The following is a 13,220-nucleotide window of genomic DNA, read 5'->3' on the forward strand; positions in this document are numbered from 1 at the left end:
CGCGTAACACCAGAAAACCCCCGGTGGCCTTGGCCCCGGGGGTTTTTCATTGCGGACACGGCAATCCGCTAAACGTCAGTAGAAGCGGCGCTCACCACCAACTCCCGAAACCTCTCCAATACCGACGACGTATCACCTACCCGGGTAGCCAGGTGCAACGGCGCCACCAGGCTCCGGCACTCCGAAAGCTCCCGATAAACAATCCCGTCGCCCCGCAACCGTTGCATTGAGGCAGGCACAATCGAAACCCCAAGCCCCGCAGCCACCAGGCTCAACGTCGCCGTCATGCGCGGCGCCTCTTGCACAACTTGCGGGCTGAAACCCGCTTCGCGACACGCCACCAGAATCGCGTCATACAACCCAAGCCCTACCCGGCGCCGATACAGCACAAACGCCTCGGTGGCCAATGCCGCCAATGGCAGCGGCGTCGACGGGTTGATAGCCAGTGGGTGGTCGGTAGGCAGCGCCAGCAACATTGGCTCCACCAGAATTGGCTGGTCCTGCAACGCCTGCGTCCCGCTCAGCGGCGAGCGAATGAACGCCGCGTCGAGCTTTTCGTGCAGCAACGCGTCCAGCAGTTCACCGGTACCGGCTTCTTCCAGTACCACTGAAACGCCGACAAAGGTTTCCCGAAACAGGCGCAGTACGCTGGGCACAAACGGATGCAAGGCGGCAGAGCTGGTGAAACCAATCGCCAGGCGTCCGCGTTCACCTCGGGCGGCGCGGCGCACAATGTCGGCCACACCATCGACGCTGGCCAAGATATGCCGCGCCTCTTCCAGCAAGGCCAGCCCCGCAGTGGTCGGGCGCACGCCTCGTGGCAGGCGCTCCATCAGCACCACACCCGACTCGGCTTCAAGACTTTGCAACAGGCGGGTCAGCGGCGGTTGCTGCATGCCCAGTCGTTCTGCCGCGCGGGTGATATAGCCTTCTTCGGCAATCGCGACGAAGGCCCTGAGCTGCCTGAGCTCCAGCATAGGAATACTTTTCAGGTATGGGAGATGATCAATCGTGGCATTTGTTCTCATGGATCACAAGATTTAGGCTGTCCTCACTCCTCACAGAAGAAGGAATGCCGCAATGACCTGGTCAGCCAAGCAATACTCGATGTTCGAACAACAGCGCACTCGTCCCGTCCGGGATCTGGTAGCGGCCATCCCTGAGGGTGATGTGCGCACCGCCGTCGACCTGGGTTGCGGCCCGGGCAATTCGACTGAAGTCCTGGCTGATCGCTTTCCGCAGGCAGTGGTCACCGGCATGGACAGTTCCGATGACATGCTGGTCGACGCCCGCAAGCGCCTGCCCGCGTTGAACTTCGAATTGGCTGATATTGGCGCCTGGAACCCGGCGCAGAAATTCGACGTCATCCTCGCCAATGCGTCGCTGCAATGGCTGCCTGATCACGCCACGCTGTATCCGCATTTAGTCAATCAACTGACTCCCGGCGGCACCCTGGCGGTGCAGACGCCCGACAATCTTGACGAGCCGGCCCACAAGCTGGCGCGGGAAGTCGCGGCGGACGGCCCGTGGGCCGCAAAGATCGGCAGCGTCAAACACAATGAACGCCATACCGCGAGCTACTACTTTGAGTTGCTGAGCCAACACTGTTCCACCGTGGATGTATGGCGCACCACTTACCACCATCCGCTGGCAGGTTCTGCCGCGGTGGTGGAGTGGTTCAAGGGGTCGGCATTGCGTCCGTTCCTGGCGCCCCTGACCGAGTCAGAAAGGAACGCCTTCCTCGACGAGTACCTGGCGCGGATCACCAAGGCTTATCCAGCGCTGGCCGATGGCACTGTGTTGCTGCCGTTTCCGCGCCTGTTCATCATCGCTACCCGGTAAGCGCGGAGAAGGTCAATCGGCGGACAAGAACTGTTCCGCCGATACCACGCTCGCATAAGCAAACCCCAGCGACGACATAAACGCCGCATGCACCTGGGCTGCCGGCACGACGCTGCCATTGAATTCCAGGTCCCGCGTGGCGCAGGCATCGTGGATCACGGTCACGGTGTAGCCCAGGTCCGACGCGGCGCGCACCACGCCGTCGATGCACATATGGCTCATGCTGCCCACCACCACCAGTTCGGTGATGCTGCGTTGTTCCAGCAGGGCCCGCAGGTTGGTTTCGCGGAACGCATTGACGAAATGCTTGAGCACCACCGGCTCGTCGGCCTGGTTCAGCACCTTGGGGTGCAGGTGTGCACCTTCCGAGCCCGGGGTGAAGAAGGGGGCATCGTCGGAGGTGAATTCGTGGCGTACGTGAATCACCGTATCGCCTGCCTGGCGAAATGCCTGTAGCACTTGCTGCGCCTTGTCTGCCGCCGCGTCCACTCCGTCTAGCGGCCACTTGCCCTGGGGGAAGTAGTCGTTCTGGATATCGATTAGGATGAGCGCTTGCTTGGCCATGTTGGTTTCCTTGTGAGGGTTGATGCGTCCAGTATCCTGGCTGGCGTGACGCCTGGGGATTGGCCGCACCGACAATAACAGAGGGAAAACTGACAATGGCGATCGTCGAACTCGGCGTGCTGATCTACAGCGGTGCGCAAATGGCCGCCGTGCATGGCTTGACCGACCTGTTCGCGGTCGCCAACCGGATTGCGACCGAGCATCAGTCGGAGCAACTGCCGTCCCTGCGCATCAGCCATTGGCAGGCTGAAACAGGCGGTGCGCCGACCCGTGTATTCGATAGCGAGCCCGGTAGCGGGGATAGGTTGACGGCCTTGCTGATTCCACCCTCCATTGCCGGCTTTTCCGAGGGCCAGGCGTCCGCCGAATTGCTGGATTGGCTGCGCCAGCAACATCGGTCCGGGACCATTCTGGGCGGGGTGTGCGTGGGCTCGATCCTGATGGCGGAAAGCGGCCTGTTGGACGGTCGCAGCGCCACCACGCACTGGACGTCGGCGAAAACCTTCGCCGCCCGTTATCCGGCGATTCGCCTGGAAGCCGACAAACCCATCGTCGACGACGGCGACTTGATCACCACCGCCGGCCTCATGGCCTGGTCCGAATTGGGCCTGCGCCTGGTGGACCGTTTGCTCGGCCCGAGCATCGCTGCCAGCACCGCGCGTTTCCTGGTGATCGAACACAGTGACAGCGCCAGTGAGTGCGGCAGTAACTTTGCGCCGATCCTTGCCCATGGCGACGCTGCGATTCTCAAGGTGCAACATTGGCTGCAGGCCAGCGGTGCGGTGGATGTTTCGTTGGCTGCCATGGCGCAGGAGGCGGGACTTGAGGAACGCACCTTCCTGCGACGGTTTCGCGCCGCTACGGGGTTGAAACCCACCGAATACTGCCAGCACCTGCGAGTGGGTAAGGCGCGGCAGATGCTCGAGTTCACCAACGGCACCATTGATCACATTGCCTGGACCGTGGGTTACCAGGACCCCGGCGCCTTCCGCGCCACCTTCAAGAAAATCACCGGGCTGGCGCCAAGCGACTACCGCAGCCGTTTCGGCGTGACGCCAACCAAGGCCCAAGCCTGAATCGTGCAGAACGCCGCGACACCTTGAGCACTTCGTGCAGAATAAAACAGGCCAAGTGCTATCGCTTTTCCCGCAACTGATTGATTCCCCGCGCGTTTAAACAAACGCCGCCTTGGCTTGATCCCTGCTACCGTTTCCTTACACACATGGCAGCAGAGCCAAGGGGGACGCATGACCCCGACAAATCGCAAAAAAATCGTGGTGGCGCATTCAATCCGTCCGCAAGCGCCATTGCACGAAGTGGAGACCAACCGCGCCCTGGCCCGTTGGCTGGCGCACGTCCTCGGGCTCAAATATGGCGGCAGCTATAACCCTGAGCTGCACAGTGGGCGCGACCTCTATCTATTGCCCACTCAGACGCTGGTCGGCGCGGCCCAGGCGCGGCAATTCGGCGTCAAAGGCCCTGAGGATTTGTGGGGCGGCTACGTCGATCACGATTTCATCTGCACCAAGGCCATCAGCCACGGTTTGCTGAATAAAAACGCGGTTGCGCCCGAAGGCTGGTCGCCGCTTTTTTCCGAGCGCATCCGCAATGTGGTGCTGGATGGGTTGAGTGTGCACGCCCTGGAAGATGCGCGGCCGGCGGCGACCCATTTGCTGTACACCGGGCCGATCCGTCTCAAGCCTGTGCATGCCTGCGCCGGTCGCGGCCAGGAAGTGATCCGCAGCCTCGACGAGTTCGACGCCATCCTCGCGCGCCCTGATGCGGCGCAATTGTTCAGCGACGGCGTGGTGCTGGAGCAGGACCTGAGTGACGTGGTCACCCACAGTGTCGGCCAGAGCTTTATCGGCGATCACGTCATCAGCTACTGCGGCGATCAATACCTGACCCGGGACGGGCAGGGCGAAGAGGTCTATGGTGGTTCCAACCTGTTGGTGGTCCAGGGCTACTACGAAGACCTGCTCAAGCTCGACCTGCCCGCTGACGTGCGCCTGGCCATCCAGCAAGCGCAGGTCTTCGATAACGCGGCGGATGAGGCCTATCCCGGGTTCTACGCCTCGCGGCGCAATTACGACATCGCCCAGGGCCTGGACAGCGACGGCCAACGCCGCAGCGGCGTGCTCGAGCAATCCTGGCGCATGGGCGGGGCCAGCAGCGCGGAAGTCGCGGCGCTGCAAAGCTTCGTCAACAATCCCGGGCTGCGGGCGATTTATGTCTCGTCGGTAGAAACCTACGTCGACCAGCCACTGCCGGCTGACGCGATCGAGGTGTACCGGGGCCCGGCAGAAAACAGCGACTTTCTTCTCAAGTACGTGACGGTCAAATCCTATGACGGCTAGAAGCGAAACCATTGCCATTGATATCGACGACGAACAGATGAGCGGGACCTTCCTCAGTCCCAAATCGAAAGTACCGGGGGTGTTGTTTGTGCACGGCTGGGGCGGGAGCCAGGAGCGTGACCTGGAACGCGCCAAGGGTATCGCCGGGCTCGGTTGTGTATGCCTTACATTCGACCTGCGCGGCCATGCCGGCAACGGCATTCCGTTATCCCGCGTCACCCGCGAAGACAACCTGCGCGACCTGCTCGCGGCCTACGACCGCCTGTTGTCACACCCGGCCATCGACACCTCGGCGGTGGCGGTGGTGGGCACCAGCTACGGCGGTTACCTGGCCGCCATCCTCACTTCGCTGCGCCCCGTGCGCTGGCTGGCTTTGCGGGTGCCGGCGCTGTACCGCGACCAGGAATGGCTCAAGCCCAAGCGCGACCTCGATAAAGCCGACCTGATGGATTATCGCGGCACCTTTGTGCACGCCGAAACCAATCGCGCCCTGCATGCTTGCGCGGCGTTTACCGGTGATGTGTTGATCGTGGAGTCGGAGACCGACGACCACGTGCCCCACGCCACCATCATGAGCTACCGCGCCGCCTGCCAGCAGACGCATTCGCTGACTCACCGGATTATCGACGGTGCGGATCATTCCCTGAGTGATCCGGTTTCCCAGCAGGCCTACACCTCGATCCTGGTGGACTGGATTACCGAGATGGTGGTGGGCGAGCGCTTGAGCATCATCCAGTCGTAGGCGTTTTCTTCACGCGCAATGCCTTGGCCTTGGCTTCGACCGCGAGGTACATCACCAGGGCCACCAGCAACGGCAGGATGAAGTAGATCGCGCGGTAGGCGATCAGCCCCGCGAGCAGACTGCCGCGGGACGCTTCGTGCTGCAGCAAGGCAATGAACACTGCCTCCAGCACACCCAGCCCTGCCGGGATATGCGTGACCACCCCGGCAATGCTGCTGATCAGCAACACCCCGAGCACCACGGGGTAATCCAGCTGCTTGGGCAGCAGGGTAAAAATCACTGCTGCCATCAGCGACCAGTTCAGCGCGCCGAGCGCCAACTGCAACACTGCCATGCGCAGCGACGGCAGGCTGATTTCAATCCCGCGTATCGACCATGCGCGCTTTTTCGACAAGCGACAGGCCAGCAGGTAACCCAGGCTCGCCAGTACCAACAGCACGCCGACGCCTTGCAACGCACCGCTGCTGAGCTTCCACCCCGGCGGCAATGTCACCAGCCCGCTGCTGAATACCGCGCCGGCGATCGCCATGTAGCCGAACCAGTTGGTGGCCAGGCTCAAGCCAAGGATCTTCGCGATGTTCCCGTTGCTCACCCCGAGTCGGGAATACAACCGATAGCGCATGGCGATGCCACCTACCCACGCGCTCAGGTTGAGGTTGAACGCATAGCTGATGATGCCCACCGGCAAAATCTGCTTCCAGCCCAACGGCTGGCGGATGTAGGTGCGGCCGATCAGGTCGAAGCACGAATACACCAGGAAACTGCACAGGGTCAGCGCACCCGCGATGAGCAGCGTGCGCAGCTTGAAGTCGCCCAGGGTGTCGAGCACTTCGCTCCAGTCGATACGCCGGGCGAGCAGGGTGAACAACACGATCAGCACCAGGAAAAACACCACCGTCAGCGGTTTTTTCCAGCGTTTCAAGAAGCCGGGGCGAGCGCTTTCTTCAGCGATGCGAGCTTGGGTCATGATCCGCACGCTCCTCAAGAACGAAGGGTTTCAACCTCGGCTTGTGGGCCGGCAACCAGCCGGTCCACGACGGAAAATGCCGCAGCACATGGAACACCACGAAACCTACGGTCACCCGCCAGAACCAGCCGCGAGGCGCGCGGTTTTCCGGCATGGTCTTGCAGTGGTTCTGGCTCAGATATTCCAGGCGCTCGAACAACTGCTGGTTGAAGGCACGATCACGAACCAGCACATTCGCCTCCAGGTTCAGTGACAGGCTCAACGGGTCGAGATTGCTCGAACCCACCGTGCTCCACTCTTCATCCACCAGCGCCACCTTGCCGTGCAACGGACGCTGGCAGTACTCGTGGATCACCACGCCTTCCTTGAGCAAATAGTCATAGAGCATGCGTGCCGCCAGCTTGGCCAGCAGCACATCCGGCTGGCCCTGCATGATCAACTGCACGTGCACGCCGCGCCGCGCGGCATTACGAATTTCCCGCAGCAGGCGGTAGCCGGGAAAGAAATAGGCGTTGGCGATCACCACCCGCCGCTCGGCCTTGCGCAGGGCGTGCAGGTAGGCCTCTTCGATATCGGTACGGTGTTGCAGATTGTCCCGGTAGATCAGCCGTACCAGGCCATCGCCTTCGCCGGCAGCCCATGGCGACGGGCGTTGCTCGCGCCGCCAGCCGCGCCGCTTGCGCACACGCCGGCCACTTTGTGCGAGGGCGAAATGATGCAGGTCGGCGACTGCCGGGCCCTGCACCTGCACGGCATAATCCTGCTTGGCCTCGGGGCCGAAATCCCCCAGGTGATCCGCCGAGAAATTGATCCCGCCGATAAACGCCACATTGGCATCCACCACCACAATCTTGCGGTGCAAGCGGCGAAACCAGTTGGTGCGAAAACCCAATGTCTTGCTCGCCGGGTCGAACATCTGCACGGTCACGCCGGCCTGGCTCAATTCGCTGAGAAACCCCGGTGTCAGCTCGCCACAACCAAAGCCATCGAGGCTGGCGACGACCTTGACGCCACGCTGCGCCGCCTCGATCAAAATGCCTTTGAGCTCGTGGCCGACCTTGTCTTCGAAAAGGATAAAGGTCTCCAGCAAGATCTCCCGCTGGGCCTGGCGCATCGCCTCGAACACTTTGGGAAAGTAGGCCTCGCCGTTCTCCAGCAACTCGATCTGGTTACCGCTCTGCCAGCCGTAATCCAGATCCCGGGCCACGGCATCGTCCGGCGGTTGGTCGGTCGCGATGTGTTCCACCGCGACCTTTTCCAGTGGTGCGCTGTTCATAGCTCGATCTCCACCGACAGCGGCGCATGGTCCGACAAGTGTGACCACGGGCGGCTGGTCAGGACTTGGGGCTGATGCACCTTGAGGTTGCGCACATAGATGCGGTCCAGCGGCAGCAGCGGCAGGCGCGCCGGGAAGGTGCGGGCCGGCTTGCCGTGGGTTTCGATAAACACTTCCCGCAGCCCGCAGTGGGCGAGATCGGCGCGCTGGCGCCAGTCATTGAAATCACCGGCGACAATCACCGGCGCGTCGGCGGGAATCTCGGCGACCCGCTGCGCGATCAGGCGCAGTTGCTGCTGGCGATGGACTTCCCGCAGCCCCAGGTGCACGCAGATGGCATGCACGTCCTGCACGTTGCCCGGCAAGCGCAGCACGCAATGCAGCAGCCCGCGACTTTCGTGCCCGCTCTGGGAGATGTCGAGATTGTCGTAGCGGATGATCTGGAATTTCGACAGCAACGCATTACCGTGGTCGCCATGGGGATACACCGCGTTGCGACCGTAGGCGTATTGCGGCCAGATACTGTCGGCGAGGAACTCGTACTGCGGCATGCTCGGCCAGTTGCTGTAGCGCTTGGGATGGCGCTCGTGGGTGCCGTGGATTTCCTGGAGGAACACCACGTCGGCGGCCACGCTGCGGATCGCCTCGCGCAACTCGGGCAGGATGAAGCGCCGGTTGAGCGCGGTGAAGCCCTTGTGGGTATTGACCGTCAGCACCCTGAAGCGGGTGATGGTTTCGCTGGGCGTGGTTGGCATCAGTTCCGGATGGGTCATGACAGCACCCCCGTGTCCGGCAACTTGCCGGGTTCGGTGGCCAGTGCCTGATCCAGGCCAAAACGCTGCAGTAATTGGCGCGCGTCGAAGGGCGCGCGCACCTTGATGTCGTTATCGAAGTAGCAAAACACCTCGCGCTGCTTGCGGGCGCGGGGTTTGTGCTTCGGGTCGATCAACTGTGCATCGGCGGGTTGTTTGCCGTGGCTCCAGCGTTCGATGCGATCGCCCCAGCGCTTGAGCGCTTCGGACGTATAGCCGCTGGCATACAGCGCTTTGTCCCCATGCAGGCGCAGGTACACAAAGTTGGCCGTGACGTCTTCCAGGTACGGCCACTTGCCGGCTGTGTCGGCCACCACCAGGGCCACGCCCTGCTTGTCGAGCATCTCGACAAACTCCGGCACGGCGAAACTCTTGTGGCGAATCTCCACCGCATGGCGCAGCGGCTTTTTACCGCGGGCTTGCAGGCTCGCCTTGCCGTTCAGGCGCGGCTCATGCTCGCGGGCGAGGGCGGCGGCCTGCTGGGTAGTAGTGGGTAATTCGGCGAGAAAGGCTTCAAACAACGGCGGGTCGAATTTGAAACTGGGCGGGAACTGCCAGAGGATCGGCCCGAGCTTTTCCTTGAGTTCCAGCACCCCGGAGGCGAAGAAATTCGCCATCGGCTTGTGCACCTCCCGCAACCGCAGGATATGCGTGATATAGCGCGGCGCCTTGACGCTGAACACAAACCCTTCAGGCGTGTCGCCATACCACTCGGCGTAGCGCTTGGGTGTTTGCAGCGCGTAGAACGAGCCGTTGATCTCGATGCTGTTGACCGCCCGTGAGGCAAACTGCAGCTCGCGCTTCTGGGTCAGGCCCTCGGGGTAGAAATCCCCCCGCCAGGGCGTGTAGCGCCAGCCGGAAATGCCGATATGAATCGCGGCCATGATGACTCCCGTGGGTTAACTGTGTGGTGACCTCCGTTTTTGGATGACTGTGAGGATCGGGAGAAAGTTTCGACGGTCCTACAGACGGCACCTCTCAAAATGTGGGAGCGGGCTTGCTCGCGAAAGCGGTGGGTCAGTCGATATCTCTGTTGACTGACACACCGCTTTCGCGAGCAAGCCCGCTCCCACATTGGGTTCTTTGTCGCTGCGGGATCAGTGCCCGCCAACCACCCGGGTCGAGCTCTCGGCATACACCGGCCCCAGCCGGTCAAGGCGCCCGCTCCAGGCCGTCAGCGCCAAGGCCACCAACACCACCGAGCCGCCAATCCACGCCGTGTGGATCAAGCCCATGTGGGCGACGATCAGGCCGCCGGCCCACGCGCCACCGGCAATCCCCAAGTTGAACGCCGCGATGTTCAGGCCCGAGGCCACGTCCACCGCATTCGGCGTGTGATGTTCCGCCTGGCGCACCACATACACCTGCAAGCCCGGCACGTTGCCGAAAGCGACCGCGCCCCACACCAGCACAGTGGCCAGGGCCAGCCATGGGTTGCCTGCGGTAAAGGTCAGTACAAACAACACGGCAGCGAGCAGGGCAAAGATGATTTTCAGGGCGCTGATCGGGCCGCGTTTGTCGGCCAGCTTGCCGCCCCAGATATTACCGATGGCCACCGAGATGCCATACACCAGCAACACCAGGCTGACGGTGCCGGCGCTGAAGCCGGAGATGTCCTGAAGGATTGGCGCCAGGTAGGTGAACGCGATGAACGAGCCGCCGTAACCCACCGCCGTCATGGCGTACACCAGCAGCAGCCGTGGTTGTTTTAATACTTGCAGTTGTTGCAACAGTGACGCGGGTTTGCTGTGGGCGATGTTTTTCGGTACGTAGAGCAGGCTGCCGATAAACGCGATCAAGCCCAGGGCCGAGACGGCGAGGAAGGTTTCGCGCCAGCCGAAGTGCTGGCCGATAAACGTCCCCAGTGGCACACCGGTCACCAACGCCACGGTCAGGCCGGTAAACATGATGGCAATCGCGCTGGCGGCTTTTTCCTTGGGCACCAGGCTTGTGGCGATCGTGGAGCCAATCGAGAAGAACACCCCGTGGGCCAGGCCGGTGACGATCCGTGCCAGTACCAGGGACTCATAACTCGGCGCTTGCCAGGCCAGCAGGTTGCCGAGGGTGAACAGCACCATCAGCGACAACAGCAGCAGTTTGCGTGGCACTTTGCCGGTGAGGGCGGTGAGTACCGGCGCGCCGATGGCCACGCCCAGGGCGTAGAGGCTGACCAGCAGGCCGGCGGACGGCAGGCTGACGCCAAGGTCGGCGCCGATGGTGGGTAACAGGCCAACGATGACGAACTCGGTCGTCCCGATGGCAAAAGCGCTGAGGGTCAGCGCGAGCAAGGCAATGGGCATGGCTGCAACTCCGGTGGGTTTCAATCAGGAGCGCAGTCTCGGGGCTCGGCTTGTGCGGAAAAAGCCAGGTATTGGCATTTGATATTTGCCTGGGGCGCACGGATCGAAGTCTGCGGGGAACGATCAGGCGTCAAACCCGTCAGTTCCTTACAGACCCTTCTGAAGGAGCCCGGTGTTTTGTTGAATTTAAAGACTGTGCTACTGCTCGGCACGCTGCTGTTCTGCGGCAGCGGCGCGCTGCAAGCGGCCACCGCCCCTGCGGCTCCAGCGCCTGCCGCCCCGGCCCAGCCGGAACTGTTGGTAGAAGGCGGCCTGCTCGGCGCCATCAGCTCCAGCATCGATGATGTGCAGGACAAACTCGACCTCAACCAGAACCTGGTCGACGCCTGGCGGCTGCGGGCCGACCGGGCGGCGGATGAGGTGGACAAGCTGGTCAACCAGCCGTCCGAACGTTCCTCGTGGAGCGTAGCCGGGGATTTCCTGTTGTTGTCCGGGGTGTGGATCGGCGCGTTCGCCGCGCTGACCCTGCTGGGGCGCTTTATCGTCAAGCGCCTGAGCCTGCAACGGCATATCGCACCTCGCCAGCGCCTCCAGGCGTTGCTGGGTTACCTGATTCCCTACACGATACCAGCGCTTATCTGCCTGCCATTGACGCTCTACGTCAGCCACTTCCTGCCCACCTCGGTGGGCCGTGCGCTGGCGCTGTGTTTTGCCTACGCCACCAGCAGCGGCATTTTCTCCACCTCGATCCTGTTGTGCGTGATCGTCATGTTCAACGTCGGCCACAAGCGCCCTGCGGTGAAGATTATTCGGGACTACTGCCCCAAGCCGCTGTTCCTGATCGGCTTTCTTGCCGCCCTCAGCGATGCGCTGACCAGCCCACAGATCGCCCGCCAACTGGGGGGTAATATCACCGCCAGTGTCGCGATCTTCACCGGGCTGTTTGCCTCGGTGATCTTCGGCATGCTGGTGATTCGCCTGCGCCGTCCGGTGGCGCATTTGATCCGCAACCGGCCCCTGGCCCAGCGCCTGAAACACCCGGCGGTGCAGCAATCCCTGCGGGTGTTTTCCGGCCTGTGGTATTGGCCGATCCTGCTGATGGTGCTGGTGTCGGCGATCAACCTGATCGGCGCCGGCGACGACAGCCAGAAAGCCCTGCGCTGTGCGCTGTTCACCACGATCCTGCTGATCGGCACGGTGTTCCTCAGCACGGTGTTGCAGCACCTGTTCCAGTCCCGCAGCACGGTGGCGGTGCAGCGCAGCAGCGCCTACAAAGAGCGTTTCCTCAGCCTGCTGCACGCGCTGTTGCGCATCGTGATGGCCATCGCCTTTATCGAAATCCTCGGGCGTATCTGGGGCGTTTCGCTGTTTGAGTTTGCCCAGCGCAACTCCGTGGGCCGGGCCATCAGTGATTCCCTGAGCAGCATCGGTTTGATCCTGCTGGTGACCTGGCTGTTCTGGGTGGTGCTCGACACGGCGATTCAGGAAGCATTGAAACCCCCGGTCAACAAACGCTCCAGCCGCCAGCCCAGCACGCGGGTGAAAACCATCCTGCCGCTGCTGCGCAACGCGGTGAAAATCGTCCTGGTGGTGATCTGCGCGATCACCACCATGGCCAACCTGGGGATCAACGTCGCACCGCTGCTGGCGGGCGCCGGGGTGGTGGGCCTGGCCATTGGTTTTGGCTCCCAGCAACTGGTGCAGGATGTAATCACCGGGCTGTTCATCATCATCGAAGACACCCTGTCGATTGGCGATTGGGTGGTGCTCGACTCCGGCCACGCCGGTACCGTCGAGGGGCTGACCATCCGCACCCTGCGCCTGCGGGACGGCAAGGGGTTTGTGCATTCGGTGCCGTTCGGGCAGATCAAGGCCGTCACCAACCAGTCGCGGCAATTCGCCTATGCGTTCTTCTCGGTGCAGTTCACCTACGACACCGATGTCGACAAGGCCGTGGAACTGATTCGCGAGGCGGGGCAGTCGATCCGCGACGACGTGTTCCTCAAGTACAACCTGCAAGGGCCGCTGGAGGTATTTGGCGTCGACAAGATGGACCTCAACGGCGTGGTGCTGACGGCGCAGTTCCGCACGGTGTCGGGCGGGCAATATGCGGTGAGCCGCGCGTTTAACCAGCGCTTGAAAAAGCTTGTGGATAACTGTGCCTTTGTTCACTTCGCGCAAACTTATCCACAGCAGGTGATGCTGCCGCAGCGGGTCGGGCAGCAGGTGGATGAGCCGGAGGAAGAAGTGCCTTCGTCGGTGGTGCTTACCGAGCAGCCAAGAACCCAATAGTTTTGTGTTGAGGCCGCCGGCCTCTTCGCGAGCAAGCCCGCTCCCACATTCGATACGGTTCCACCCTT

The 13,220-nt window shown here is 62.3% G+C and carries 12 protein-coding genes; 5 read left to right on the forward strand and 7 right to left on the reverse strand.

Going from position 1 to position 13,220, the window contains the following annotated elements; translation table 11 throughout:
* Positions 1-68: 68 nt before the first annotated feature.
* Entirely contained in the window at positions 69-977 is a 909-nt protein-coding gene (locus A462_RS12115) for a LysR family transcriptional regulator (protein WP_008436438.1), read from the reverse strand.
* A 103-nt stretch (positions 978-1,080) separates the two neighbouring features.
* On the opposite strand from A462_RS12115, the gene tam reads away from it, so the two are divergent.
* Positions 1,081-1,842 (forward strand): trans-aconitate 2-methyltransferase, encoded by a 762-nt coding sequence (gene tam / locus A462_RS12110; RefSeq protein WP_008436440.1) that lies wholly within the window; start codon positions 1,081-1,083, stop codon positions 1,840-1,842.
* Positions 1,843-1,854: 12 nt separating this feature from the next.
* Here the strand turns inward: tam and A462_RS12105 are convergent, their stop codons facing one another.
* Positions 1,855-2,406, reverse strand: a complete 552-nt coding sequence (locus tag A462_RS12105; RefSeq protein WP_008436449.1) for a cysteine hydrolase family protein — start codon at positions 2,404-2,406, stop codon at positions 1,855-1,857.
* Between the two features lie 95 nt (positions 2,407-2,501).
* Between A462_RS12105 and A462_RS12100 the strand changes: the two genes are divergently transcribed.
* From A462_RS12100 to A462_RS12090, 3 genes are all read left to right on the forward strand, one after another.
* Complete coding sequence (locus A462_RS12100) at positions 2,502-3,482, forward strand: GlxA family transcriptional regulator (protein WP_008436451.1); 981 nt, start codon at positions 2,502-2,504, stop codon at positions 3,480-3,482.
* A gap of 171 nt (positions 3,483-3,653) precedes the next feature.
* On the forward strand, positions 3,654-4,763 hold the full coding sequence (locus A462_RS12095) for a DUF3182 family protein (RefSeq protein WP_008436454.1): 1,110 nt from the start codon (positions 3,654-3,656) through the stop codon (positions 4,761-4,763).
* Complete coding sequence (locus tag A462_RS12090; RefSeq protein WP_003210032.1) at positions 4,753-5,505, forward strand: alpha/beta hydrolase family protein; 753 nt, start codon at positions 4,753-4,755, stop codon at positions 5,503-5,505. Before A462_RS12095 ends, A462_RS12090 begins: the two co-directional genes overlap by 11 nt.
* On the opposite strand, the gene A462_RS12085 is transcribed toward A462_RS12090, so the two are convergent.
* The 5 genes from A462_RS12085 to A462_RS12065 form a co-directional block, all read right to left on the reverse strand.
* The gene (locus A462_RS12085) at positions 5,492-6,472 is read right to left on the reverse strand and encodes a lysylphosphatidylglycerol synthase domain-containing protein (RefSeq protein WP_003210030.1); all 981 of its coding nucleotides are present in this window, start codon (positions 6,470-6,472) and stop codon (positions 5,492-5,494) included. The two genes, A462_RS12090 and A462_RS12085, sit on opposite strands and share 14 nt — an antisense overlap.
* Positions 6,450-7,748 carry a cardiolipin synthase ClsB gene (gene clsB, locus A462_RS12080; protein WP_008436456.1) on the reverse strand — a complete coding sequence of 433 codons (1,299 nt, stop codon included), beginning with the start codon at positions 7,746-7,748 and terminating at the stop codon, positions 6,450-6,452. The genes A462_RS12085 and clsB overlap by 23 nt, the downstream gene beginning before the upstream one ends.
* A complete protein-coding gene (locus tag A462_RS12075) occupies positions 7,745-8,521 on the reverse strand; it encodes an endonuclease/exonuclease/phosphatase family protein (protein WP_008436458.1) in 777 nt (258 codons plus the stop codon). Before A462_RS12075 ends, clsB begins: the two co-directional genes overlap by 4 nt.
* The gene (locus tag A462_RS12070; RefSeq protein ID WP_008436459.1) at positions 8,518-9,444 is read right to left on the reverse strand and encodes a DUF72 domain-containing protein; all 927 of its coding nucleotides are present in this window, start codon (positions 9,442-9,444) and stop codon (positions 8,518-8,520) included. The genes A462_RS12075 and A462_RS12070 overlap by 4 nt, the downstream gene beginning before the upstream one ends.
* Positions 9,445-9,657: 213 nt before the next feature.
* Positions 9,658-10,860 (reverse strand): MFS transporter, encoded by a 1,203-nt coding sequence (locus A462_RS12065; protein WP_008436460.1) that lies wholly within the window; start codon positions 10,858-10,860, stop codon positions 9,658-9,660.
* A 177-nt stretch (positions 10,861-11,037) separates the two neighbouring features.
* On the opposite strand from A462_RS12065, the gene A462_RS12060 reads away from it, so the two are divergent.
* On the forward strand, positions 11,038-13,152 hold the full coding sequence (locus A462_RS12060) for a mechanosensitive ion channel family protein (protein WP_008436461.1): 2,115 nt from the start codon (positions 11,038-11,040) through the stop codon (positions 13,150-13,152).
* Positions 13,153-13,220 lie beyond the last annotated feature (68 nt).

It is taken from the genome of Pseudomonas sp. Ag1, assembly GCF_000278565.1.
Taxonomy (GTDB): domain Bacteria; phylum Pseudomonadota; class Gammaproteobacteria; order Pseudomonadales; family Pseudomonadaceae; genus Aquipseudomonas.

Excerpts from the sequence above, each read along its gene's own strand:
- A462_RS12100 (WP_008436451.1), top strand. The coding sequence starts at position 2,502 with ATGGCGATCGTCGAACTCGGCGTGCTGATCTACAGCGGTGCGCAAATG.
- A462_RS12065 (WP_008436460.1), bottom strand. The coding sequence starts at position 10,860 with ATGCCCATTGCCTTGCTCGCGCTGACCCTCAGCGCTTTTGCCATCGGG.
- A462_RS12085 (WP_003210030.1), bottom strand. The coding sequence starts at position 6,472 with ATGACCCAAGCTCGCATCGCTGAAGAAAGCGCTCGCCCCGGCTTCTTG.
- A462_RS12070 (WP_008436459.1), bottom strand. The coding sequence starts at position 9,444 with ATGGCCGCGATTCATATCGGCATTTCCGGCTGGCGCTACACGCCCTGG.
- A462_RS12090 (WP_003210032.1), top strand. The coding sequence starts at position 4,753 with ATGACGGCTAGAAGCGAAACCATTGCCATTGATATCGACGACGAACAG.
- A462_RS12105 (WP_008436449.1), bottom strand. The coding sequence starts at position 2,406 with ATGGCCAAGCAAGCGCTCATCCTAATCGATATCCAGAACGACTACTTC.
- A462_RS12075 (WP_008436458.1), bottom strand. The coding sequence starts at position 8,521 with ATGACCCATCCGGAACTGATGCCAACCACGCCCAGCGAAACCATCACC.
- tam (WP_008436440.1), top strand. The coding sequence starts at position 1,081 with ATGACCTGGTCAGCCAAGCAATACTCGATGTTCGAACAACAGCGCACT.
- clsB (WP_008436456.1), bottom strand. The coding sequence starts at position 7,748 with ATGAACAGCGCACCACTGGAAAAGGTCGCGGTGGAACACATCGCGACC.
- A462_RS12095 (WP_008436454.1), top strand. The coding sequence starts at position 3,654 with ATGACCCCGACAAATCGCAAAAAAATCGTGGTGGCGCATTCAATCCGT.
- A462_RS12115 (WP_008436438.1), bottom strand. The coding sequence starts at position 977 with ATGCTGGAGCTCAGGCAGCTCAGGGCCTTCGTCGCGATTGCCGAAGAA.